This is a genomic window from Bacteroides sp. 44_46 (assembly GCF_001915465.1).
GTDB lineage: Bacteria > Bacteroidota > Bacteroidia > Bacteroidales > Bacteroidaceae > Bacteroides > Bacteroides clarus.
This window is the reverse complement of sequence record NZ_MNQO01000018.1, coordinates 197,468-223,056: the sequence shown is the minus strand read 5'-3', so window position 1 is coordinate 223,056 and position 25,589 is coordinate 197,468. Positions and strand designations below refer to the sequence as shown.

The 25,589-nt window shown below is 40.6% G+C and carries 17 protein-coding genes; 11 read left to right on the top strand and 6 right to left on the bottom strand.

The window, feature by feature from the left end:
• Positions 1–49 precede the first annotated feature (49 nt).
• Together rnr and BHV73_RS10470 are read left to right on the top strand one after the other, a co-directional pair.
• Positions 50–2,209, top strand: a complete 2,160-nt coding sequence (rnr, locus tag BHV73_RS10475) for a ribonuclease R (RefSeq protein ID WP_118045360.1) — start codon at positions 50–52, stop codon at positions 2,207–2,209.
• 34 nt (positions 2,210–2,243) lie between these two features.
• Positions 2,244–2,723, top strand: a complete 480-nt coding sequence (locus BHV73_RS10470) for a pyridoxamine 5'-phosphate oxidase family protein (protein ID WP_087412165.1) — start codon at positions 2,244–2,246, stop codon at positions 2,721–2,723.
• A gap of 57 nt (positions 2,724–2,780) precedes the next feature.
• On the opposite strand, the gene BHV73_RS10465 is transcribed toward BHV73_RS10470, so the two are convergent.
• From BHV73_RS10465 to BHV73_RS10450, 4 genes are read right to left on the bottom strand one after another with little or no spacing between them, the layout of a single operon-like run.
• Complete coding sequence (locus tag BHV73_RS10465; RefSeq protein WP_009122077.1) at positions 2,781–5,054, bottom strand: chondroitinase-B domain-containing protein; 2,274 nt, start codon at positions 5,052–5,054, stop codon at positions 2,781–2,783.
• A 28-nt stretch (positions 5,055–5,082) separates the two neighbouring features.
• Positions 5,083–6,663: a sialate O-acetylesterase gene (locus tag BHV73_RS10460; RefSeq protein ID WP_009122076.1), complete on the bottom strand. Its 1,581-nt coding sequence runs from the start codon at positions 6,661–6,663 to the stop codon at positions 5,083–5,085.
• A 5-nt stretch (positions 6,664–6,668) separates the two neighbouring features.
• Positions 6,669–8,114 carry a RagB/SusD family nutrient uptake outer membrane protein gene (locus BHV73_RS10455; protein ID WP_229116276.1) on the bottom strand — a complete coding sequence of 482 codons (1,446 nt, stop codon included), beginning with the start codon at positions 8,112–8,114 and terminating at the stop codon, positions 6,669–6,671.
• 18 nt (positions 8,115–8,132) lie between these two features.
• A complete protein-coding gene (locus BHV73_RS10450; RefSeq protein WP_039950771.1) occupies positions 8,133–11,240 on the bottom strand; it encodes a SusC/RagA family TonB-linked outer membrane protein in 3,108 nt (1,035 codons plus the stop codon).
• A 505-nt stretch (positions 11,241–11,745) separates the two neighbouring features.
• Between BHV73_RS10450 and BHV73_RS10445 the strand changes: the two genes are divergently transcribed.
• From BHV73_RS10445 to BHV73_RS10430, 4 genes are read left to right on the top strand one after another with little or no spacing between them, the layout of a single operon-like run.
• On the top strand, positions 11,746–13,908 hold the full coding sequence (locus BHV73_RS10445) for an alginate lyase family protein (protein WP_009122073.1): 2,163 nt from the start codon (positions 11,746–11,748) through the stop codon (positions 13,906–13,908).
• Positions 13,909–13,939: 31 nt separating this feature from the next.
• Positions 13,940–14,284: a cupin domain-containing protein gene (locus BHV73_RS10440; protein WP_004291739.1), complete on the top strand. Its 345-nt coding sequence runs from the start codon at positions 13,940–13,942 to the stop codon at positions 14,282–14,284.
• 5 nt (positions 14,285–14,289) lie between these two features.
• A complete protein-coding gene (locus BHV73_RS10435) occupies positions 14,290–15,756 on the top strand; it encodes an MFS transporter (RefSeq protein ID WP_004291742.1) in 1,467 nt (488 codons plus the stop codon).
• Between the two features lie 32 nt (positions 15,757–15,788).
• Positions 15,789–16,541, top strand: coding sequence for an SDR family NAD(P)-dependent oxidoreductase (locus BHV73_RS10430; RefSeq protein WP_009122072.1), 753 nt, complete (start codon positions 15,789–15,791; stop codon positions 16,539–16,541).
• A 74-nt stretch (positions 16,542–16,615) separates the two neighbouring features.
• On the opposite strand, the gene BHV73_RS10425 is transcribed toward BHV73_RS10430, so the two are convergent.
• Positions 16,616–17,572: a 2-hydroxyacid dehydrogenase family protein gene (locus tag BHV73_RS10425; RefSeq protein WP_009122071.1), complete on the bottom strand. Its 957-nt coding sequence runs from the start codon at positions 17,570–17,572 to the stop codon at positions 16,616–16,618.
• 220 nt (positions 17,573–17,792) lie between these two features.
• On the opposite strand from BHV73_RS10425, the gene BHV73_RS10420 reads away from it, so the two are divergent.
• The gene (locus BHV73_RS10420; protein WP_009122070.1) at positions 17,793–18,506 is read left to right on the top strand and encodes a FadR/GntR family transcriptional regulator; all 714 of its coding nucleotides are present in this window, start codon (positions 17,793–17,795) and stop codon (positions 18,504–18,506) included.
• 62 nt (positions 18,507–18,568) lie between these two features.
• Here the strand turns inward: BHV73_RS10420 and cysK are convergent, their stop codons facing one another.
• Positions 18,569–19,516, bottom strand: a complete 948-nt coding sequence (cysK, locus tag BHV73_RS10415; protein WP_009122069.1) for a cysteine synthase A — start codon at positions 19,514–19,516, stop codon at positions 18,569–18,571.
• Between the two features lie 158 nt (positions 19,517–19,674).
• Here cysK and BHV73_RS10410 point away from each other — a divergent pair, with 158 nt between their 5' ends.
• From BHV73_RS10410 to purD, 4 genes are read left to right on the top strand one after another with little or no spacing between them, the layout of a single operon-like run.
• A complete protein-coding gene (locus BHV73_RS10410; protein ID WP_009122068.1) occupies positions 19,675–20,574 on the top strand; it encodes a serine O-acetyltransferase in 900 nt (299 codons plus the stop codon).
• Between the two features lie 60 nt (positions 20,575–20,634).
• Positions 20,635–22,056, top strand: coding sequence for a THUMP domain-containing class I SAM-dependent RNA methyltransferase (locus tag BHV73_RS10405; RefSeq protein ID WP_009122067.1), 1,422 nt, complete (start codon positions 20,635–20,637; stop codon positions 22,054–22,056).
• Positions 22,057–22,076: 20 nt separating this feature from the next.
• On the top strand, positions 22,077–24,266 hold the full coding sequence (locus BHV73_RS10400; protein ID WP_286738233.1) for a S9 family peptidase: 2,190 nt from the start codon (positions 22,077–22,079) through the stop codon (positions 24,264–24,266).
• Positions 24,267–24,310: 44 nt separating this feature from the next.
• A complete protein-coding gene (gene purD / locus BHV73_RS10395; protein ID WP_022218666.1) occupies positions 24,311–25,585 on the top strand; it encodes a phosphoribosylamine--glycine ligase in 1,275 nt (424 codons plus the stop codon).
• The last annotated feature ends 4 nt before the right edge of the window (positions 25,586–25,589 follow it).

The following is a 25,589-nucleotide window of genomic DNA, read 5'->3' as shown; positions in this document are numbered from 1 at the left end:
AATACATTTATTTGTTTACTTTGCAAGAAAGATAAAAAGACATCAAATTATGGCTAAGACAAAGAAAGAAAAGAAAGAGAAAAAAGCCGGCAAGCGAATGAAGAAGAAAGAGCTCGTCAAAACGCTATTGGACTTCTTCCACATAAAACAAGACGAAGTACTGTCCCTGAAATACATTTTTGAACAACTGCACCTCACCACGCATCCGCTGAAAATGCTGTGTATGGATATCCTGTCCGAGTTGTCGGATGACGATTACATCACCGAGGTGGACAAGCATAAATACAAGCTGAACAATCATGGCGTGGAAATGACCGGTACTTTCCAGCGCAAAAGCAACGGAAAGAACTCATTCATCCCCGAAGGTGGCGGTGACCCCATTTTCGTGGCCGAACGCAACTCGGCACACGCCATGGCAGGCGACAAAGTACGCATCGCCTTTTATGCCAAACGCCGCGGACGTGAAGCCGAAGGCGAAGTCATCGAAATACTGGAACGCGCCAACGATACCTTCGTAGGAACGCTGGAAGTTGCCAAGTCCTACGCTTTCCTTGTCACGGAAAACCGTACGCTGGCCAACGACATCTTCATCCCCAAAGAGAAACTGAAAGGTGGAAAAACAGGCGACAAAGCCATCGTCAAGGTAGTGGAATGGCCTGACAAGGCTAAAAACCCCATCGGTCAGGTCATTGACATCCTGGGAAAAGCCGGAGACAACACCACCGAGATGCACGCCATCCTGGCCGAATTCGGGTTGCCGTATGTCTATCCCGCATCCGTGGAAAAAGCCGCGGACAAGATTCCCGCCGAAATTCCCGCGGAGGAGTATGCCAAACGTGAAGATTTCCGCAATATAACCACCTTTACCATAGACCCCAAAGACGCCAAAGACTTTGACGATGCCCTGTCCGTCCGCAAACTGAAGGACAACCTGTGGGAAGTGGGCGTGCACATTGCCGACGTGACACATTATGTAACGGAAGGCGGCATCATCGATAAAGAAGCGGAGAAACGGGCGACATCCGTTTATCTCGTAGACCGCACCATTCCGATGCTGCCCGAACGGCTGTGCAACTTCATCTGCTCCTTGCGTCCCGATGAAGAGAAACTGGCTTATTCCGCCATCTTCGAAATGACGGACAAGGGAGAAGTAAAGAACTCGCGCATCGTACATACGGTTATCAAGTCCGACCGCCGCTTCACATACGAGGAAGCGCAAAAGATTATCGAAACCAAAGAGGGAGATTTTAAAGAGGAAATCCTCAAACTGGATTCGCTTGCCAAGATATTGCGCGAAAAGCGGTTTGCCGCCGGCGCCATCAACTTCGACCGCTATGAAGTGAAATTCGAGATTGATGAGAAGGGCAAGCCCGTCAGCGTATATTTCAAAGAATCCAAAGACGCCAACAAGCTGGTAGAGGAGTTCATGCTACTCGCCAACCGCACTGTGGCCGAAAAGATAGGGCGTGTACCCAAAAACAAAAAGCCGAAAGTATTCCCTTATCGTATTCACGACCTGCCGGATCCGGAGAAGCTGGATAACCTGTCACAGTTCATCGCCCGCTTCGGCTATAAGCTGCGCACCAGCGGAACCAAAACGGATGTGTCCAAATCCATCAACCACCTGCTGGATGATATTCAAGGGAAGAAAGAAGAGAATCTCATCGAAACCGTATCTATCCGCGCCATGCAAAAGGCACGCTATTCCGTGCACAACATCGGGCACTATGGATTGGCATTCGACTATTATACCCACTTCACCTCTCCCATCCGCCGCTATCCGGACATGATGGTGCACCGGTTGCTGACCAAGTACCTGGATTTAGGCGGACGAAGCGTTTCCGAGCAGAAATACGAAGCGCTCTGCGAACATTCCAGCGGCATGGAGCAGATAGCCGCCAATGCGGAACGCGCCTCTATCAAGTACAAACAAGTGGAATATATGACGGAACGTCTGGGACAGACTTACGACGGTGTTATTTCCGGCGTTACCGAATGGGGACTGTACGTTGAGCTGAACGAGAATAAATGCGAGGGAATGATACCTATCCGCGACCTCGATGATGATTACTACGAATTCGATGAAAAGAACTATTGCCTGCGCGGACGACGGAAGAAACGCACGTACAGCCTCGGTGACGCTATCACCATCAAGGTGGCACGCGCCAACCTCGAGAAAAAGCAACTGGACTTTGCCCTGATTGAATAAAACAGGATTATTATAAAAGCTTACATACACATACATGAAGACAATTACTATTACAGATCGCGCGCAAATAGAAGATATTATCCGTAAATGCCCTTATTGTACGGTCGGGATTACCGACGGAGAAGGTAATCCGTATGTAGTGCCCATGAACTTTGCCTGGGAAAATGATACCGTCTACCTGCACTCGGGGCCCGAAGGAAGTAAAATAGAAATGGTGGTACGGCATCCGCAGGTCTGCATTAACTTTTGTGAAGGGCACGAGCTGGTGTATATGCACAAACAGATAGCTTGCAGTTACAGCATGAAATCCCGCAGCGTTATCTGCAAAGGCAAAGTACGCTTCATAGAAGATATGGATGAGAAACGCCGGATACTCGATGTGCTCATGAAACAATATACAGACAATGCGTGCAATTATGCCGAACCGGCTGTACGCAATGTGAAAATATGGGAAGTGAAGGTGGATGAAATAAGTTGCAAATCGTTCGGGCTGAGGCCGAGTGAAGTGAAATAACGAGAAAGAGCGTGCTTTCCCGCACGCTCCTAACCTAACTAATAAACCTAATTAACATCATTGTGTGATTCCTAAATCTTTCTTGTCAGAAGCTTTATTGGATAATGGTGATGTTGAAATCTGATAAAAATTACCAGTATTCGCATCTACATATTCAGGTCTATAGTTTGTAATATTCTTACTCCCCAATTTACCCCAGAAAGAAGCAATACGTCCGGAATTATACAGATTAATATAAGACACTGACAATTTATCCCAACTCATCTCATTGAAACGAATACTGGCTCCTCCCTTTCCACTGTTGGCAAAAGAACAATTAGTCACAGTAGCACTTTGTACTCCTATCAAACGCATAGCAGAACCTTGCTCTTTATTGTCCACATTTTCAATTGTACAATGGTCAACTGTCAACAATGGTCCACTGGTGCTTTCATCATTTCCACCTCGATAAATATTCAAAGCACTACCTAATAACCGATAAAATATACAATTATCAACATGTAACTCTTCTACATTGTACTTACCTTTATCATCCTTCTCTCCAGCAAAATTAATTGCTTCCCCTGACATGTCATGAAAAAAAGAATTCCGGATAATCACCATTGGTGAGAAAGTAGATTTTTCACCACGGATGGCCGCCAAGCCAGATTCATTGAAATTATAGAATTCGCAATTATCAACAGTAAGTAAATAAGGAGTAATAGTACCTGATTTCACGGTTATACCACCTTCGGACAAAGCTTTCCCCGCCTCACCTTCACCATTGAAAGCAAGACCTTGTATTTCCAAGTTTCCACCATTGACAATGGTCACAAATGCTTTACCAGACATACCATTAAAGCATAAAACGGGGCGTTTAGATAAATGGGAATCTGCTTGAATACGAATATATTTATCTATCAACAAAGTATTATCCAGCCAATAGACACCCTCTTCCGAGAGATTCAAAATATCACCGGACTGTGCTTGATTCAAAGCCTCTAATAGTGTATTTTGTCCTGCCTTCACACTGATTTCATTACCGGTAAGCACCAATTCATGATTTTCAGAAAGAGTATACCAACTTGCACCGTTTTTTTTCTCCATATATGGCTTTAAATCAATACTATCTGATAAAGTCGTATTATTCTGAAACCCTCTTTGTGTTACGGTATAGGGATAATTCACCACATTATCAATAAAAGTAAAACCAGAAATATCATCAAAAGACTGATAAAGCGCTTTATCCGACTTACTAATGAACTGATTACGAATAAAAGAGATATTTGAGGGTGGTAATGTACGTTCATTATCTTTTCCTACACAAAATAAGATATTATCACAATTAATAAAGCGGTTATCTTCTAACGTTACATCCTTTACATGATGATAACGGTTAGGTAAAGAATTAGGAACCGCATTCATCAACCCAAGAGCCGCAAAAAAACGATCACCTTTCAGCCCATAGAACAAATTTCCCTTAATAGTATGCCCTTCATTGACTATACGTACTCCGCCTGTACAAGGTAATCCATTTCCTATAAATGCATTTCCTTCAACTAAATTACGGTTACCATGACGTAAAGCCAAAATACCACGACATTCTAAAAATACATTATTACGAATAATGTTATCACTTGATTTGATAGAAACAACTTCAACTTCTCCATTACAATGGTGAAACATATTGTCTTCTATCACAGTATTCGAAGAAAAAAATGCATGATGTGAGGTTCCCACACGAATCGTTTCGCCCCCATTTGAGCCCAATATCGGACGTTCACCGAAATAATTATGATCAATTCTATGATTATTATTACGGTCTCCCTCACCATTTAAAATAACAGCCAAAGTTACTCCTGCATAAAGCTTACCCAAAATAGAATTATGGTCCAGTCGGTTATTTCGTCCGTAAAGAAGAATCCAGCTTCCAGATACCCCACGATCTATCGGATTGAAGTAATCAATGACACAATCTGTTATACGGCAGTTGTTAGCAACTTTTTCACCATTACGAAACTCAATCACAGCTCCTTTAGGAGTGTAACCATTACGAAAATGCAATCCGTTTATTTCAACGTATTCTCCACATAAACGAAGATTAGATACACCTTCTATAAAAACACTGCCTGGTTGTTGAGCCATAACAACAATCGGCTCTTCTACCTTACCATACCCCTCAAGTTGTAACTGGATATTTGTATATGTACCTGATTTAATATAAATCGTATCACCTGGACCAGCTTTCTCCAAAGTACTTTGAAGAGAATTTAAGTCAATAGTCCGATTTCCTTGCGAACATGCGGCCAACAAAGGAAAAATCCAACAAAGTTTAATAAATGATTTAAGCATCACAAGCTATATATTAAAGTTTCACTAGTTAACGAATTTTCATCGGATAATAAATACCCTCTGTCATTAATGAGAAATTATCTGTACGGAAAGGAGTTGCTGGGAAACCCTCTTTATTAAAAAGATTAGCTTCCGTCCAATTAGACCAACCATAACGTACCGCAATAGGACGCTCTACAACATCAGACCAGACAAATACTTTTCCATCCCTAATTTCCGCTCTTGCCGATACAAAATTATAATCCGCCCCACAAATAGAAAAACCTTTCAATTCCCCGCCCAAAGCAGTCAAACCAGAATAAACAAAATCAAAACTAATTTCTGCTTTATTGTCTTTTATTTGCATTGATTTATATACCGGGCCTGAATATGGTACTTTTTTATCATATTGCAAATGCAAAGCACAGGATGCTAAACGTTCACCAATAGGTTTCTTATAAATAGGGTGTACATCGTTTTTCTCCCCTTTATCAATACTGACTACCATAGCAGTATTCTTTACTGTTTTCCATGTAAATAGCTGGGCATCACGTAACTCAGCCCAATTTGGACGATCTTGCCAAAAAGGATGATCAAAATTCGACAACTGAACAAAATAAAATGGTAAATCAGGTTGATGAAAATCAGTACGCCATTGTCTAATTAATGCTGGAAAAAGTACTCTATACTGCTCCGCCCGCTCTGCATTACCCTCGCCTTGATACCAAATTACACCTTTAGCCGTATAAGGAATAATACGCTGCAACATAGTATGATACAATCCACAAGGGCGTTTATGATGTTTAGGGCCCACTGGTTCGAAAGGACGAACAACGTTTTTATATCCCATAGTCACTGAGTCATTATAAACCCTATAAAGTACCTTATACTCCTCCATTTTTTTCTCATATAAGGTATCATCCATAATAGCAACTTTACGATAATTATCCAAAATAGGACGTAATTTATCATCTCTTTCCAGCGTCTCTTCTTTCACCCAAGCTTCAGCAGGCGTTCCACCACGATAACAACAAATGATACCAATAGGAACATTTAATTCTTTCTGAAGCTTACAAGCAAAATAATAACCGATGGCAGACATATTCGCAACTTGTGGCGCTGTTGCGGTCTGCCATTTCATTTCTTTATTAACATTATGCCCTTTATAATATACTTGAGGTACTATTAGAAAATGAATATTCTGATTATTAGCTGAACGAACAACAGCTTCTCCATTTTCACTCATAAACAGCTTACGCTCCATATTTGATTGTCCTGTTGCTAACCACACTTCTCCAACATACACTTCAGACAGTAGAACAGATTCATTTTCTGAAGTTACTTTTAACCGATATGGCCCCCCAGCAGCCAGATTCTTCAAAGACAACATCCAGCGCCCGTCAGGCTTAACTTCTGTCTTTACTTTTTGATCTTGAAATTCGACCTGTACTATAGCAAAAGGACGTCCTATTCCCCAAATATTATTTATATCTTCTTGCTGCAATACCATTCCTTCACCAAAAACTTCAGCTAAAGACAACTGGAAATTATTACCCGTGGAGGCTCCCCAAAGGAGCCCCCAACAGATACAAATTTGCAAACATACAAATATACAACCTCTTTTCATCATTTTTATCAGTTATAACCCTCGTTCTGAGATAAAATTTCTTTTCCTAACAAACGAATTTCACGTCCCGGAATAGGATAAAGCATTTGAAATCTTTCTACCTTAGTAAATTTCTGCTTTGGTAAAAGTCTAGAGTCCTGTCCGTGTGCTTCCATAATTCGAATCGTTTCAGATACTCCAACTACACGCTGTAAATCAAACCAACGTTGGTTTTCGAACGCAAACTCAAATTTACGTTCCTGAAGTAATTCATTTCTAGAAACCGAAGTTACGGGAAGATACCCTGCACGTGCCCTCACTGCATTATAAACGGCTAAAGCATTCACATCATTAGTTATATCATTCGCATAAGGTTCAGAGGGAGCACCTAATACCGCTTCAACATACATTAAAAGTACATCAGCATAACGTAAAATAGGAGCATCGGCAGCATTATCCTTTTGTGAAGGCTTAGTTCCCCTTTTCAAGTATTTACCACACACAATCCAAATACCCGCCTTATCTTCTTCCATTAAATTGGTCTGGCTACGTACAACATCACTTTCACATTCCTCAGCGAATGGAGTAGTAGGTGTATTTAAACCTGAATTACCACCAAATACAGAAAAATCATAACTAAATGTTTGTCCTTCACCCGAAGTAGAATTAAATTGAACAGCAAATAATATCTCACTATTCCATTTAGTGCTTTCTGAGAATATAGAGCTATAGTCTGAAGCTAATCCTACTCCTGAAACAGTACTCTTGCTAGGATCTGACATATTAATCAAAGTAGCAAGCAAAGTCTTTGCATCGGAATGACGACCTAAAGTAAGATATACTTTAGCAAGCAACGCTTTAGCTGCCATAGCATTTGCTTTGCCCTTAGTCATGTCAGGCAAATTATTTATAGCAAACTCTAAATCGGGAATAATGACAGTAGAATAAACCTCAGAAAGAGGCTTCCGGCGAAACATATCTGTTTCATTGGCATCTATCGTACGAGTAATAATAGGTAAATCCCCCCATAAACGAACCATATTAAAGTAAACTAATGCACGTATAAAGCGTGCTTCACCTTCTATTCGGTTGCGAGTCACCTCATCATTTACTATACCCAAATTATCTATTACTAAGTTTGTACGGGAAAGAGCATTGAAACAGGCTTTCCAATAATTATATACATCACCACTCTCAACAATATCTTTCACAAAAGTGTCAATATATCCAAACTCACCTTCTGCCAAATAAGAAGAAGAAAGATCTGAACGCATTTCCATCAATACATAATCATGATTCAAAGACATTTGTTGGAGACCGTCATAACAACCAACCAAAGCCAATTCAACATCACTTGTCTTATTAAAGAAGTTTGTTTGTGTCAAATCTGATTTAGGTTGTAAATCCAATGCATCCGTACAGGAAGCCAAAAATAAGCTTAAACCCAAACCTATTATATATTTCATTTTTTTCATATCAGTCAACATTAGTAATTAAAATTGAAAATTAAAGCCAAGCGTATAAGTACGAGCCAACGGCATTGCACCACTCTGATAACCATCAATCAATGGAGTATCAAAGCTCTTAATACCTTCAGGATTATACCCTTTATAATCACCCAACAAGAAATAGCATGGATTATAAATAGACGCATAAACACGTAATGAACAGTTCTTCATAATATTTTTAGGCAATGTATATCCTAAATTGATACTGCGTATTGCAATAAAAGAAGCATCCTCTACAAACCAGCAGGCTGAAGCTTTATGTTTGATATTATTATAGGAATTCTGGTACTCTGGCAACAATTTCCCATTCCATTGACTCTGAGCATAATGCTCATCAATATTAAATACTTTATTACCATGTGACCCTTGAACCACTACATTTAAATCGAAATCTTTCCATTTTAAATCATTAGTCATACCCCAAGTTACTTTCGGATATGGAGAGCCCTGTGCTACCATATCATCATCGTCTATTTTTCCATTGCCGTCCAAGTCTTTAACATGTACCAATTCTGGTTTCACATCAACCGGCCATACAGGACTGATAAGCCCTTCGTTAGGAATCTCTTTTTCAACAACAAAGCCATAGAATTGAACTAAAGGTTTACCGACCTCAGTTACAAAATATGTAGGACGTTTTTCTTCTCCTTTAGGACTGCTTATAATCTTATCTACACCACCTAAGTTTAAAACCTTATTAAAGTTCTGTGCAATATTTAAACTTGTAGACCAAGAGAAATCCTTTGTTTGAATATTCTGGGTTGTAATTTCAATTTCATAACCGGTATTACTCATTTTACCCATATTAACCAACTGGTTTGTTTGTCCCGTCATACTAGAGATCTCTCTTTCCAAAAGTAGTTTATCCGTTATCGTATAGTAAGCATCAAGATTAATTCTCAAACGATTATTAAACATACCCAAATCAAAACCACCATTATACTGATAAGTTCTCTCCCAACCCAAGTCTTTATTTTCACTGGAAATTTGTGTATATCCAGGAGTTACTTTATTATTGATTACAGCATTGGACTGTGAAAGAAGACCAAATGCTTGGTAATTACCAATATTTTTATTACCACTGGCACCAAAACTTGCTCTAATCTTTAATTCATCAATTATCTTCTTAACCGGAGTAAAGAATGATTCCTCAGAAATACGCCAACCTAAAGATACTGAAGGGAAATACCCCCATTTATTATTAATACCGAAACGAGAACTTCCATCCCAACGTGAACTTACAGAAGCAAGGTATTTACCTTTATAAGAATATGTGACACGTCCTAGTGCCGATAATAACAGTTCCTCATACTCAGTAGTATTACCCGAGTTAATGATACCAGCATTCAAGGTTTGAATATTATCAGTCGGAAAGTCTGAAGCTGTCATATTGCTATTATAGCCTGTAGTCTTTTGAACTGTATAACCAGCCAATATACTTAAAGAATGATTTTCTCCTAAATTAGGAGTATAGGTCGCAATATTTTCATTCAACCAATCTATTACTTTTGCAGTTTTATATTGTCCGCTCGTTTTACCATTATTATGAGCTAAACTACTCTGATAAAATTTATAGTCCATCATAGAAGCATATCCACCAAAAGAACTTTTTAAAATCAAACCTTTAACAGGTTGATACTGTAAGTAGATATTTCCTAAGGCTTTAATATAACCAGTTCTATCATTACGCTCTAAAGTAGTAGAAATACCATTATTACCACCAGCATTTTTTACACTAATATATTCTCCATTATAAGGGACTTTCGAAAAATGATATTCATGAGCATAGTCACCTATATTTAATGTAGGATCAGACAAACGAGCCCATTCAATTGTCTCAGCAGTATGCCTTACTGGGATGTACATAGCATCTCTAAATACCTGATTAATATTTGATTGAGATCCTGAACGATAAGCGCGTTGGGAATCAACAACTGCATTCACATTGACGCCGAATTCTAATTTATCATTAATCTTAGCATCAACCTTAGCATTTAAATTAAACTTTTTATAACGATCTGTTATAACAATTCCTTTCTCATCCAAAAAAGAACCAGATGCGTAGTAGTTCACATTTTTTGAACCGCCAGAAACACTAATCTGATGGTTCTGTATATATCCCAGTTTTATTGTTTCTTCTACCCAGTCAGTTTGAGTTCCCAAAACATCAGAAGCAACATAAACTTTTTTCATATCATCTACCATAGACGCATGAGCTCCACTGATCGGTCTACCCATTTCTGCATATATTTGTTCTGCTTTTATCTTCCAGTCTTCAGGACGTGTACGTTGTATTCCTTTCAACAGTCGCTCTTTAACACCACCATAACTATTTATGCGAATAGTAGGTTTAGAGCCTTCAGAGCTACCACTACGTGTAGTCACAATAATAATACCATTTGCACCTCTTGAACCATAAATAGCAGCTGATGCAGCATCTTTCAATACCTCAATAGATTCTACATCATTCATATCAACATCTGACAAATCTCCTGGGATAGGATAACCATCTACTACGATCAGAGGATTCGTATCTGCAGAGATAGATCCAATACCACGTATCTGAATTTTAGGACTAGCCCCCGATTGCGCTGAAATATTTTGAATTTGCACACCCGCCAATTTACCAACTAACGCTTGGTCTGCACGAGAAACGGGTAATTGCCCCAGATTTTCATTTTTAATTTTTGAAATAGAACCTGTTAAATGAGATTTCTTCTGAACACCATAACCAACCACCACGACTTCATCTAGCTGTTGTTGATCCTCAGTCAAAGTTACATTTATTTTTGGCTGTCCTTTGCAAGCTACTTCTTTCTGAGTAAACCCGATATATGAAAATACAAGAATGTCTGTCGCTAAATCTGGTACACTAATTGAATAATTTCCATCAATATCAGTAATACATCCAATAGTAGTCCCCTTTACAAGAATATTCACACCTGGCAAAGGCGAATTTGTCACATCTATAACTTGGCCTGTCACAATTTTCGTTTGGGCAAAAATCGCCATACCATACAGTTGCATCCAGCAAAACATGATTAACAAAAAAGTTCGCCGAGAAGCAGTTTGAAATAATTGTCTGTTCTTCATAAAACTATAAAATTAATGATTAACAATAAATATATATCGCAATAAGATAATAATTCTAACAGTAGTTTTACCATCTTCCATAGCCATTCGCTACAGAAAAGTCGATCATCTTACGAATGCACTCAATCCAACAAAACAATAGACATTTCACATATTGGTTTGCCAAAAATAATAGTATTTTTAATAATATCAAAGTAAAAAGAAGAAAAATATAAAATAAATTATATTATCACATAAGAGCTCTATAAATAACGATATACATATAAAGTGGTACGTGTACATTATTATATTATTAAACACAAAACAATATAATACACTAATAATCAACGTAATTAATATTTAATTAAAGAAAGCAAAAGAAGGAAAGAAACAACCATAAAAAGTGAGTACAAAAAATATCAGGTAAGCCTATGATAAAAAACATAAAAAATATCAAGTATTTTATTTGCTCAAAACAAAATTAACCACTACTTTTGGAAAACCAATTTAAAACAAAGAAATACTCATGAAAACAAAAAGTATTCTAATAACTATTTTCTTGTTTCTGGCATTTACAATCCAGGCCAAGTTACCAAAGCATCCCTGCTTATTGCTTACTCAAAAAGGAATTGAAAAAATAAAAGCTCAAAACAAGCCGGCTATGCTATTCAATACGACATTAATTCAAATAAAAAATCAAATAGATCCTATCTTAAAACAACCGATAGAAGTTCCACTTCCTAAAGACGCAGGTGGTGGCTATACACACGAACAACACAAACGTAACTATAATAACATGTATAATGCAGGTGTACTTTTCCAATTAACTGAAAAAAAAGAATATGCGGAATATGTAAAAGAAATGCTTATACAATATGCTGAAATGTATCCTAATCTACCCTTACATCCAATTCAAAAATCTAATTATAGAGGAAAGCTCTTTTGGCAAGGGTTAAATGAATGTGTTTGGTTAGTATACACATCTCAAGCCTATGATTGTATATATAATTACTTAAATCCCAAAGAAAGAGAGTTTATTGAAAATAATTTATTTAAGCCAATGGTTGAGTTTATCGCTATACACAATAAATCCACATTCGAAAAAATTCATAACCACGCTACCTGGGCAGTAACAGGAGTGGGGATGATTTCCTATGTTATGGGAGATAAAGATATGCTTGAGAAAGCATTATATGGACTAGATAAAAGCGGAAAAAGTGGTTTTATTAGGCAAATAGATCAACTTTTTTCACCCGACGGATATTTCGAGGAAGGGCCTTATTATCAGAGATATTCATTACAGCCATTCATTATGTTTGCTCAAGCTATTGAGAACAATGAGCCTGAAAGAAAAATATTTGAATATAAAAATGGAGTAATATTAAAAGCCGTCACTACTCTATTACAAATGTCTGAAAACAACGGCCAATTCTTTCATTTCAATGACGCTTTAGACAAGACCTGGCACAGTACAGAGTTAGTTTGGGGTATTGATATCGCCTATAATAGAACAGGCAACAAACAACTATTATCTATAGCAAAAGAACAAAATACTGTTATCCTAAATGAAGCTGGATATAAAGTTGCTACTGACATAGAACTTGCACAACCTTTTATACATCAAACAATGGTCATAAGCGATGGAGCCAAAGGCGACGAGGGTGGCATTGGAATTCTACGCTGCCCAAATAAAAATAATGAAAGCTGTGTAGCTCTAAAATACACATCACAGGGTATGGGACATGGACACTTTGATAGGTTATCATTTACCTATTACGACAATAATAAAGAAATAATACAAGACTACGGGGCTGCACGTTTTTTAAATATAGAGCCTAAAAATGGCGGCCATTATTTACCTGAAAATAATAGCTTTAGTAAGCAAACAATAGGGCATAACACCCTAATAGTCGACGAAACCAGCCACTTCAATGGTAAATTGGACGAAGCATCAAAATACTCTCCCACATTCTATGCTTTCATCAATGGCGAACAGGTAAAAATGATCAGTGCAAAAGACAAACACGCTGTTCCCGGAGTAACTATGCAGCGAAATCTACTGCTAATCTCCCATCCTGCTTTTGAACATCCTCTCATTATTGATATATTCAAAATAATTTCACAAAAAAAACATCAATACGATTTGCCTTATTATTATAAAGGGCATCTCATTAATACTGATTATAAATACAACGCATTCGATACAACTCGCACTTTGTTAGGCAGCAAAAACGGATACCAACATTTATGGATAGAAGCACAAGGAAACCCCAGGCAAGAGACAACTTCTACCACTTGGTTAAACGATAATAGATTCTATACATTAACCGCTGTAACCGATGAAAATACAGAGATATTTCTAACCAGAATTGGTGGTAACGACCCTAACTTCAATTTGAGAAACGATCCTTGCTTAATGTTTCGCCAGAAAGAGAGTGATAATCATACATTCGTATCTCTCATAGAAGCACACGGAGAATACAACCCACGTCTGGAATATACATTAGCTCCTTACACAAACGTACAAAACATCCAAATTATAATGGACACAGAGGAATATACTATCCTCAAAGTTACAACTAAAAACAAACAGACCATAACTATCTGTTTTGCGAATACAGATAATAATCCACATTCTGTACATAAAATAAGAGATTATAGCTGGCAAGGAGTCTGCGAAATAAAATAACGTAAATAATAACTATTAAAAAAACAACATTATGAAAACATGTAGTAAAGTTTTCCTATTAGAAAATGAAATAAGTTGGGAACAAGTTGGTGAAGGTATTCAAAGGCAAATACTCGGATATGACGGACAACTCATGCTAGTAAAAGTGAAATTTCAGAAAGGGGCTATTGGAAACGCCCATGAGCATTTTCATTCCCAATCCACCTATGTTGTTAGTGGAGTGTTCGAATTTCATGTAAACGGAGAGAAGAAAATAGTAAAAGCCGGAGATGGAATCTATATGGAACCGGATGTCTTACATGGTTGTACCTGTCTCGAAGCTGGTATTTTAATTGATACCTTTAGCCCAATGCGTGAAGATTTTATAAACGAATAACTATCATGAAAATCAAAGGTGTAAGATGGTGGATTATTGGGCTAATCATGCTCATTACCATCATAAACTATTTGGATAGAGGTACTCTAAATTATATGTGGGTAGCCAATATTGAATACACTCTAACGGACTCTTTTAATCCTAGTCTTAGAGTGAACCAAGCCACTCAGATAAATGAGCAAACCTATCTTTTAACCAACGGTCAAGGCCATGAGATTCAAGTTGAAGCAAGTAGAATCTCACTAAAGGAGAAAAATGGCCAAACAATGGTAATAAACAAAGAGGGGATTGCCTATGATTTAGGACTAATCAGTACTGATTTGTCTACTGAAGAAGCTGCCAAGCAAGCTAAAGATATACTAGGAACGATTACCATATTTTTTATGATAGCTTATGGTATAAGCCAGTTAGTATCTGGAAAAATGTATGACAAAATTGGTACAAGAAAAGGATTCTTCGTTTCTGTATTATTATGGGGAGCCGCAGATGCCATGACATCACTATCACGAGGCATCCTTTCATTAACAACATTTCGTATGATGCTGGGATTGGGGGAAGCCGGTCCATGGCCAGGAACCACTAAAAGTAACGCTGAATGGTTTCCACAGAAGGAACGTGCATTAGCACAAGGTTTATTTGGTGCAGCAGCTTCGTTGGGTTCTATTTTTGCACCCATCATTATACTCATGCTGTATATTACACTTGGATGGAAGCTTACATTTGTAGTTGTCGGTGGTTTCGGTTTATTATGGCTAATCCCATGGATTATCATCAACAAAAAAGGACCTAAAGAACACCCATGGATTACTGATAAAGAAAAAGAATACATATTAACTGGACAACCGGAAATCAAGATTACCAATGACAAAGGCAAAGGCTGGAGAGAATTATTATCAAACAAAAAAAACTGGTCTGTTATTTTAGGACGTTTTTTTCTTGATCCCATTTGGTGGATGTTTGTCACTTATCTACCACTCTATCTAGCAGATGTCTTCAAACTTAATATTAAGGAAGTAGCATTCTCCGCATGGGTTCCTTATGTAGGCGCAATGGTTGGTAGTATTGCCGGTGGATGGATGTCAGGCTTTTTAATCCGAAAAGGAAAAAGTGTTGATTATTCACGTAAAGCTGCCATGTTATTGGGTGGATTTATTATCATCCCTTCTATAATTGCAGCCGTTTATTCTACAACTTCTATTATGGCAGTTATCTTTATGGCTTTCGTCTTGGGAGGTTTTCAATTTGTCATGACGAATATTCAAACAATACCCAGCGACCTACACTCCGGAAAATCCGTTGGCTCATTAGCAGGTCTAGGTGGTGCATCAGCCGTATTAGGAACTATTCTAGCAATATTATTTGCCCAATACATCACAAACTGGCTATTATTATTCTCACTACTTGCAGCATTAGTTCCATTATCATTATTATCCATATTTTTGACTGTCGGTAAAATAGAACAAATAAAATAAAGTTACACATATTCATTAAACTAAAAAATAATATGAAATTACAAGGTAAAGTAGCCATCGTAACAGGTGGAGCACGTGATTTGGGACGTGCAATCTCAATCAAATTCGCTCAAGAAGGAGCTAAAGTAGTTGTAAACTATTTCGACAACCCGGAAGATGCAGCAGAAACTTTAAAATTGATTCAGGCTGCAGGATCTGAAGGAATTATTGTACAAGGTGATATGACAAAAGCAACTGATGTCAAAAATCTATTTGACAAAGCTATTGAAGCATTTGGAAATCACATTGATGCATTAGTTAATGTTGTTGGTGGAATTGTCGGTCGCAAATTAGTAACAGAACAAGACGAAACTTGGTATGACTTTTTAATGGATGTAAATATGCGTAGCGTATTTCTATGCACCCGCGAAGCTGTACCGTACATGAGTGCCGGATCTACCATTGTCAATTTTTCGTCTCTTGCAGCCCGTGATGGTGGCGGTCCTGGAGCATCTATGTATGCAACTGCCAAAGGTGCTGTTATGACTTACACACGTGCTATGGCCAAGGAGCTTGGTCCCAAAGGAATACGTGTCAACGCATTAGCTCCCGGCACAATAGCTACATCATTCCACGATCGCTTCAATACACCAGAAAACAGAGAACGACTGAAAGCCACATATGCCCTCCGTCGTGAAGGTGAAGCAAAAGAAGTGGCAGATCTAGTAATCTACCTTTCATCCGAGGATTCCTCTTATATTACTGGTGCAAACATAGATATTAATGGTGGTAGTTTCTTCTCATAAAACAATTCAAAATAAATAATATATAAAGATGGCAGGAGCCCAATATTGGCTTCTGCCATTTTAATATAAAATATCTATTTTGTAACAGGCGAGAGGAGAGTTTTTCCTTCAAAGTAATTTATAATATTCTGAAGGGCATAACGAGTGCTTTCTACACGTGTATCAATAGTCCCTGTGCCATTATGAGGTGATAATAGCACATTATCAAGCTGTAATAATTCCGAAGGTATTTCAGGCTCACTTTCAAATACATCCAACCCCGCACCAAATATTCTTTTTTCTTGAAGAAAATGTATCAATACTCTTTCATTAATCAGATTTCCCCTAGCTGTGTTTATCAATACCACAGAAGGTTTCATTAGATTAAACTGTTGTATATCAATCATGTGATAGGTTTCTGAAGTCGCTGGGGCGTGTAATGATATAAAATCAGATGTAGCTAACAATTCATTCAAACTGACCCAATCAGCCTCATACACATTTTCAATTTCTTGAGATAATCTTTTTCTATTATAATATATAATTCTCATACCACAAGCAGAAGCTCTTCTTGCCAAAGCTTGCCCTATCGCTCCCATACCAACTATCCCTAAAGTCTTTCCATATAAACTGATTCCAAGATTTTCCATCACATCAATTTCTATTCCTCTTGATGAACGTAATTTCCTATCACATTCAGAAACTCTTCTAGCCACATTCAATAACAAGGAAAAAGCCAGCTCGGCCGTTGGTTCAATAACCGGTTTCGGAGAATTGGTTACCAAAATTCCTTTTGTAATAGCATAATTAACATCTATATTATCATAACCTGCTCCAAAGTTTGCAATAATCTCCAAGTTAGTAGCACGATCTATAATTTCTTTAGTTACCTTAAATGCATAAGTAGGAAGCAAAGCATCACAACGCCCAATCCATCTATCAAGCATACAGCTACTAATCAAGCCTTTATCAGGCATAATAATTTTATAATCATTTACAATTGTTTCAAAAGCCACTTTAGGAAGTTGATGAGTCACAAGAATCGTTTTCATATATATCACTAAAACATGTTTTACTATGACAACTTAATATACTTTTATACAAAAATAAGTTTTCAGAATTGGAAAACCAAATATAAGCTAAAAAAAGAATACTAAAACACCTAGCCTATCTCCAATCTAAACCGAATATATTTTCTAACATTTTGTTGAATTTATAAAAGAAGTATTTTGAATTAATTTGTATCTTTGCAAATATTTAATAAATTAACATATGACTGATATATTGAAGCTTTTAGAACCTGCTGGCGAAAATGCAACTGATGATATCATCAGACAAATTCGCTCTTTACTTGACTCTGGAGATTTACAACCTGGGGACAAACTTCCGGCAGAGCGTAAATTAGCTGAAAAGTTCCAAGTTGCACGTTCTCAGGTAAGGGAAGCATTTAAAAAACTGGAGTTTTATAATATCATTAAAACAATGCCACAAAGTGGCTCGGTAATCTCGGCCATTGAGTCTACTGCTTTAAATAGCTTAATCAGTGACATTTTAAAAATGGACAATTGCGACTTCCACTCTTTAGTAGAAGCACGTTCTATTATTGAAATTAATGCTGCAAAACTTTGCGCAATTCGTCGTACAGAAGAAGATCTGAAAATGATAGAAAGCGCAATGAACAACTATAATAAAAAAATAAAAGAATGCGGTTCTGCATTAGAAGAAGATTTATACTTTCACCGTACTATTGCTGAAGGCTCTAAAAATACAGTATTAAAATCTATGATGATGACAATTACACCTGATATCATGGTGAATTATGCTAAATTTAATGTTTGTAAGACAAATTTTGAGATCCCAATAAGTGAGCATCGCCTCCTTTTCGAATATATTAAAAATAACAATGCAGAAGCAGCTAGTAATATTATGAGTCAGCACCTTACAGGAGTACTAAATTTTGCTAAGACACAACAAATTGTCCTCTAGACATAAAAAAACAATTATAAAAAGCCTGAGAATCAATTTGACAATCAGGCTTTTATATTAAATCATAAAGGATATTCCTCAAAAGCATAAAGCAACGTCGACAAATAGCGTTCTCCCGTATCAGGCAGTAATACCACAATGTTTTTACCCTCGTTCTCCGGCAACTGCGCCAACTGAGTTGCGGCGCTGACAGCGGCTCCCGAAGAAATCCCGACCAACAAGCCTTCGTATTTCGCCAGTTCCCGCCCGGTACGGATAGCGTCATCATTGGATACCTGTAGAATTCCGTCTACTACCGCACTATTATAGTTTTTGGGGATAAAGCCTGCACCGATACCTTGAATTTTATGTGAACCCGGTTTTCCGCCTGACAATACCGGAGAATCCTCCGGCTCTACGGCTACCACTTGTATTTTAGGGTTATGCTTCTTCAAAGCCGTACCCACACCGCTCACCGTCCCACCGGTCCCAACACCGGCTACGAATATATCGACTTTTCCGTCCGTATCCTGCCATATTTCCTGTCCGGTAGTGCGCTCATGAACGGCCGGGTTAGCTTGATTATCAAACTGCTGTAAAATCAACGAACCGGGAGTACTCGCTTGCAATTCTTCGGCACGGGCTATAGCACCCTTCATACCATCGGTACCGGGCGTCAAGACAAGTTCCGCGCCAAGAGCCTTCAGTAAATTGCGGCGTTCCATGCTCATGGTGTCCGGCATAGTCAAAACCAATTTATAACCTTTGGCCGCCGCTACAAAAGCAAGTCCAACCCCGGTATTGCCGCTGGTCGGTTCGATAATCGTCGCACCGGGTTTCAACAGTCCTTTCGTTTCCGCATCCTCTATCATAGCCAGTGCAACGCGGTCCTTGACACTTCCCGCAGGATTAAAGTATTCCAGTTTGACTATCACATGAGCCCTCAAGCCCTTATTTTTACTATAATTGTTCAACTCCAACAAAGGAGTATTGCCTACTAAGTCGGTAAGGCGTTGCGCTATTTTTTTCATATCTTACAGTGAATTATTAATAAGACAAAAATACGGTGAAGTTCGTTCATTCAAAATACCATAAATGTGGTAAATCCATACTATAAATGAGGGATATGTAGGAAAATTGGTGAGTATTTTATACCTTTGTAGCCACTTTATTAATAAAGGATATCATAATGAGTCCACTTAATTTTACTCACATCCTGACACAGGCAGTCGATGAGCTATCGGAAAGCGAATCTTACAAAGGACTGTTTCACCAGCACACGGACGGCAATCCATTGCCTTCAGCTAAGGCATTGTGCGATATTATCGAACTTGCGCGCGCTATTATCTTTCCCGGATATTTTGGAAATTCAACGGTCAACAGCCGTACGGTAACTTACCATATCGGAGTCAACGTAGAAAGACTGTTCGACCTGCTGACAGAGCAAATACTGGCAGGGCTTTGTTTCGGCAGTGATGATGAATGCAGCTGCTGTACCGAGCTTCAACGTGAAGAGGCTGCATCGATCGCCGCCAAATTTATCAGCCATTTACCGGAATTACGCCGCATACTGGCAACCGACGTCGAAGCCGCTTACAACGGTGACCCGGCCGCCCATTCGTTCGGCGAGGTTATCAGTTGCTATCCCGCCATCCGCGCCATCAGTAACTACCGCATAGCGCATGAGTTGTTGGTACTCGGCGTGCCTCTCATTCCGCGTATCATCACCGAAATGGCACATAGCGAAACCGGCATCGACATTCATCCGGGAGCCGCCATAGGCGGTTATTTCACGATAGACCATGGTACAGGTGTGGTAATCGGTGAAACCTGCATTATCGGCAATAACGTAAAACTATATCAGGGTGTAACCCTCGGAGCCAAAAGCTTCCCGCTGGACGAAGACGGCAAACCCATCAAAGGCATTCCCCGCCACCCCATATTGGAAGATAATGTCATCGTGTATTCCAATGCCACTATCTTGGGGCGTATCACCATCGGAAAAGACGCTACCGTAGGCGGTAACATCTGGGTAACGGAGGATGTACCTGCAGGCGCAAGAATCGTACAAACCAAAGCAAAGAAATGAACGGCTGCAAAGCATAAAAGAAAGTTGTAAATAGTAAATCGTAAAATAGAAAATAAATAGATGAGCGAACAATCATTTGAAATGATTGCCAAAACTTTCCAGGGACTGGAAGAAACATTGGCACAAGAATTGACCTCTTTAGGAGCAAACGAGATACAGATAGGACGTCGTATGGTATCATTCTGTGGAGATAAGGAAATGATGTATAAGGCGAACTTCTGCCTGCGAACAGCCATCCGCATCCTGAAGCCTATCAAACAGTTTGTAGCAAAAAATGCCGATGAGGTGTACGAGCAGATCAAGGCAATCCACTGGGAAGACTATCTGGATGTTGACAAAACTTTCGCAGTGGACGCAGTTGTGTTCAGCGAGGAATTCCGTCATTCAAAGTTTGTTTCCTATAAAGTAAAAGACGCCATTGCGGACTATTTCCGGGATGCCTATAACAAACGCCCGTCCGTACGCATCAACAAGCCCGACGTACTACTGAACATTCACATTGCCGAAACCAAGTGTACCCTTTCTCTTGATTCATCCGGCGAGTCTTTGCATCGTCGCGGCTATCGCCAGGAGGCAGTAGAAGCTCCGTTGAACGAAGTTCTGGCGGCCGGCATGATATTAATGAGCGGTTGGCGTGGAGAATGCGACCTGATAGACCCCATGTGCGGTTCGGGTACGATACCCATTGAAGCGGCCCTGATAGCCCGAAATATCGCACCGGGCGTATTCCGTAAGGAATTTGCCTTCGAAAAGTGGATTGATTTCGACCAGGAACTGTTTGATAAGATTTATAATGACGACAGCCAGGAACGTGAATTCGCTCACAAGATATACGGATACGACAATAATCCGAAAGCCAACGAAATCGCTACCCACAACATAAAAGCGGCAGGCGTGTCCAAAGACGTGACACTGAAACTGCAACCTTTCCAACAGTTTGAACAGCCTAAGGAAAAGGCGGTTATCATTACCAACCCGCCGTATGGGGAGCGTATATCAACGAACGACCTTTTAGGCCTATACTCCATGATTGGCGAACGGCTGAAACATGCCTTTACAGGAAACACCGCATGGATACTTTCTTACCGTGAAGAGTGTTTCGATCAAATCGGATTGAAACCTACCGCCAAGATACCTTTGTTCAACGGCGCTTTGGAATGTGAGTTCCGCAAATATGAAATCTTCGACGGAAAATACAAAGAGTACAAAAAGCAGGAAAGCGAAGAAGGCGATAAAGAGTACAGACCTTACGCATCGAGAGAGAGAAGAGAGTTTAAGCCCGGAGAGAAGAGGGAATTTAAACCGAGAGAGCGAAGAGACTTCAAATCGGATGACAAACGGGAGTTCAAGCCTCGTGAATACAGAAAACCGGCAGACGGCGAATGGAAACCGAAGCGGGAATTCAACAGAGAGCGAGAGTTTAATAAAGATCGTAAACCGAGAGAGTTTCGGAAACGGGACAACGAACATAACAACGACTGATACCGCTAACACAAGAAGCTATGATAAAGAGAATCGGTAAAGCAATCATGGTGTTGCTACTGACAACACCCGCTTTATTATCAATGGAGCTTATGGCACAAGACTTGAAAAAGCCTACCCTGGAAGACCTTCTTCCCGGGGGCGCAACCTATCGTATCGCTGAAAATTTACCGGGTTTGCAGTGGTGGGGTGATATATGTATCAAGCCCGGCATCGATTCATTGTTTGCCGTCAACCCCAAAAACGGAAAGGAGACATTGCTCACGACCCGGGAAAAGGTAAATCAAGTGCTCGGCTCACTGATAACTCCTACGGAAACAACCGCCACACCCAGCCATAAGGGAAGCAAAGTACAGCATTTCTACAATACCGAGTTCCCGTGGCCGGACAAGCCGTATATGCTTATCAAGCTGCCTGCGAGATACATCGTTTATGACTTTGAGAAAGATGAATTCGTCAAAGGCCTGCCGCAGGCCGGAGAGAGAAACGGCGCCAACATTGACTATACCCCGGAAGGCGGGCACATAGCTTATACCGTAAAGAATAATCTCTTTGTGGACAACAAAGCCGTCACCAAAGAACCCGAAGGAATTGTGTGCGGACAAAGCGTACACCGCAATGAATTCGGAATCGGCAAGGGTACTTTCTGGAGCCCCCAAGGAAACCTGCTGGCCTTTTACCGCATGAACGAAAGCATGGTAACTCCCTATCCGCTGGTGGATATTACTCCCAGAATAGCTTTAGTGGACAAGATACGTTACCCGATGGCAGGAATGCTCAGCCATCAGGTTACCGTAGGCATCTATAATCCGGACACTCAAAAGACCGTTTATTTGAATACCGGTGACCCTACCAACCGTTATTTCACCAACATCAGCTGGGCGCCCGACGGAAAGAGCCTTTATCTCATAGAGCTGAACCGCGATCAGAACCATGCAAAACTTTGCCGATACAACAGCGAAACCGGAGAGCTGATGTCCACCCTTATCGAGGAAACGCACTCCAAATATGTAGAGCCTCAACAACCTATCCTGTTCCTGCCCTGGGATCATACCCAGTTTATCTACCAGAGCCAGAAAGACGGCTACAACCATCTGTATCTCTACAATACGGACGGCAAGCTTATCAAGCAACTGACAAAAGGAGACTGGCTGGTGCAGGACGTTTTAGGGTTCAACGCCAAAAAGAAAGAGGTCATCATCGCTTCCACCGAGCTATCTCCCTTGCAGAGTAATTTATATAAAGTAAATGTAAATACGAACAAACGTACCCCATTGGACAATAGCGAGGGGGTACACAACGGAATACTTTCCGCTTCGGGCAATTATATCATCGACCGGTATTCCACTCCGGATACTCCCCGCCAGATAGAGATAGTCAACACCCAAAACAGGAAAGGCATCTCCCTGCTGACCGCGAAGAATCCTTATGAAGGCTTCACCATGCCTGCCATAGAAACAGGTACGATAAAGGCGGCCGACGGCAAGACCGACTTATATTACCGCCTTGTCAAGCCCGCCGACTTCGACCCGAACAAGAAATATCCCGCAATCGTCTACGTATATGGCGGTCCCCATGCCCAGATGATTACCAACGGCTGGATGAACGGCGCGCGCGGCTGGGACATCTATATGGCCAACAAAGGTTATATCATGTTCACGCTCGACAACCGCGGCAGCAGCAACCGTGGACTGGAATTCGAGAACGTCACCTTCAGACATTTAGGCGTTGAAGAGGGCAAGGACCAAGTAAAAGGAGTGGACTACCTGAAAAGCCTGCCTTATGTGGACGGTAACCGCATCGGCGTGCACGGCTGGAGCTTCGGCGGACATATGACTACCGCCCTCATGCTCCGTTATCCGGAAATTTTCAAAGTCGGCGTGGCCGGCGGACCGGTCATCGACTGGAAGTACTATGAAATAATGTATGGCGAACGCTATATGGATACCCCTCAGGCAAACCCCGAAGGTTATGAACAATGCGATTTGAAGAACCTCGCAGGGCAACTGAAAGGACACCTGCTTATCATCCACGATGACCACGACGATACATGCGTACCCCAACATACGCTTTCTTTCATGAAAGCCTGTGTGGATGCACGCACCTATCCCGATCTGTTTATCTATCCCGGACATAAGCACAACGTCTTGGGACGTGACCGTGTACATCTGCACGAGAAGATAACCCGATATTTCGAGGATTATTTATAAACCGGACGCATTTTCAACAGTAAACAATTAAACGTATCTATAAAATGAAAGTATTATTGCTTGGCTCAGGTGGCCGCGAACACGCTTTGGCTTGGAAGATTGCGCAAAGCCCCAAAATAGAAAAACTGTATATCGCTCCCGGCAACGCGGGAACAAGCGCAGTGGGCGAGAATGTAGACATCAAAGCTACTGATTTCCCCGCTCTCAAGGCTTTTGCCCTTGAGCATAAGATTGACATGATTGTAGTGGGTCCCGAAGATCCGCTGGTGCAAGGTATTTTCGATTGTTTCAAAGAAGATGCTGCTACCCGGCACATCGCCATTATCGGTCCTTCTGCAAAAGGCGCGCAGCTGGAAGGCAGCAAAGAATTCGCCAAAGAATTCATGCTGCGCCATAACATTCCCACCGCCCGCTACAAAAGCGTGACAGCCGAAACGCTGGAAGAAGGGCTTGCTTTTCTGGAAACCCTCACCGCCCCCTACGTATTGAAAGCCGACGGTCTGTGCGCAGGTAAAGGCGTATTGATTCTCCCGACACTGGAAGAAGCCCGGAAAGAGCTGAAAGAGATGCTCGGCGGTATGTTCGGCGATGCCAGCGCGACAGTGGTCATCGAGGAATTCCTTAGCGGAATAGAGTGCTCGGTTTTCGTGCTGAGCGACGGCGAGCATTATAAAGTATTGCCTGTGGCCAAAGACTATAAACGCATCGGAGAAGGCGACAAAGGACTGAATACCGGCGGTATGGGCAGCGTGACACCCGTTCCTTTCGCCAACGACGAATTTATGGCAAAAGTGCGCGAACGCATTATAGAGCCCACCATCAACGGCTTGCGCGAAGAAGGCATCCTGTACAAAGGTTTCATCTTCCTGGGACTTATCAATGTGCAGAACGAGCCCATGGTGATAGAATACAATGTCCGTATGGGAGACCCAGAGACGGAAAGCGTCATGCTGCGCATTAAGAGCGATATCGTGGAACTGTTTGAAGGCGTACACAAGGCAAACCTCGATACCAAGACAATGGAGCTCGACCCGCGTACGGCAGCTTGTGTAATGCTGGTCAGCGGCGGTTATCCCGAAGCGTACAAAAAAGGATATCCCATTACCGGCTTCAACCTCGCCGAGGCTACGGACAGCATCCTGTTCCATGCCGGTACCGCCGTAAAGGACGGCCAGACCGTCACCAACGGCGGTCGCGTGATAGCCGTTTGTTCCTATGGAGAAACAAAAGAAGAGGCTTTGGCTAAGAGTTACAAAGTAGCCGAAACGTTAAGTTTCGAGGGTAAATACTTCCGTCGCGACATCGGATTCGACCTTTAACAGT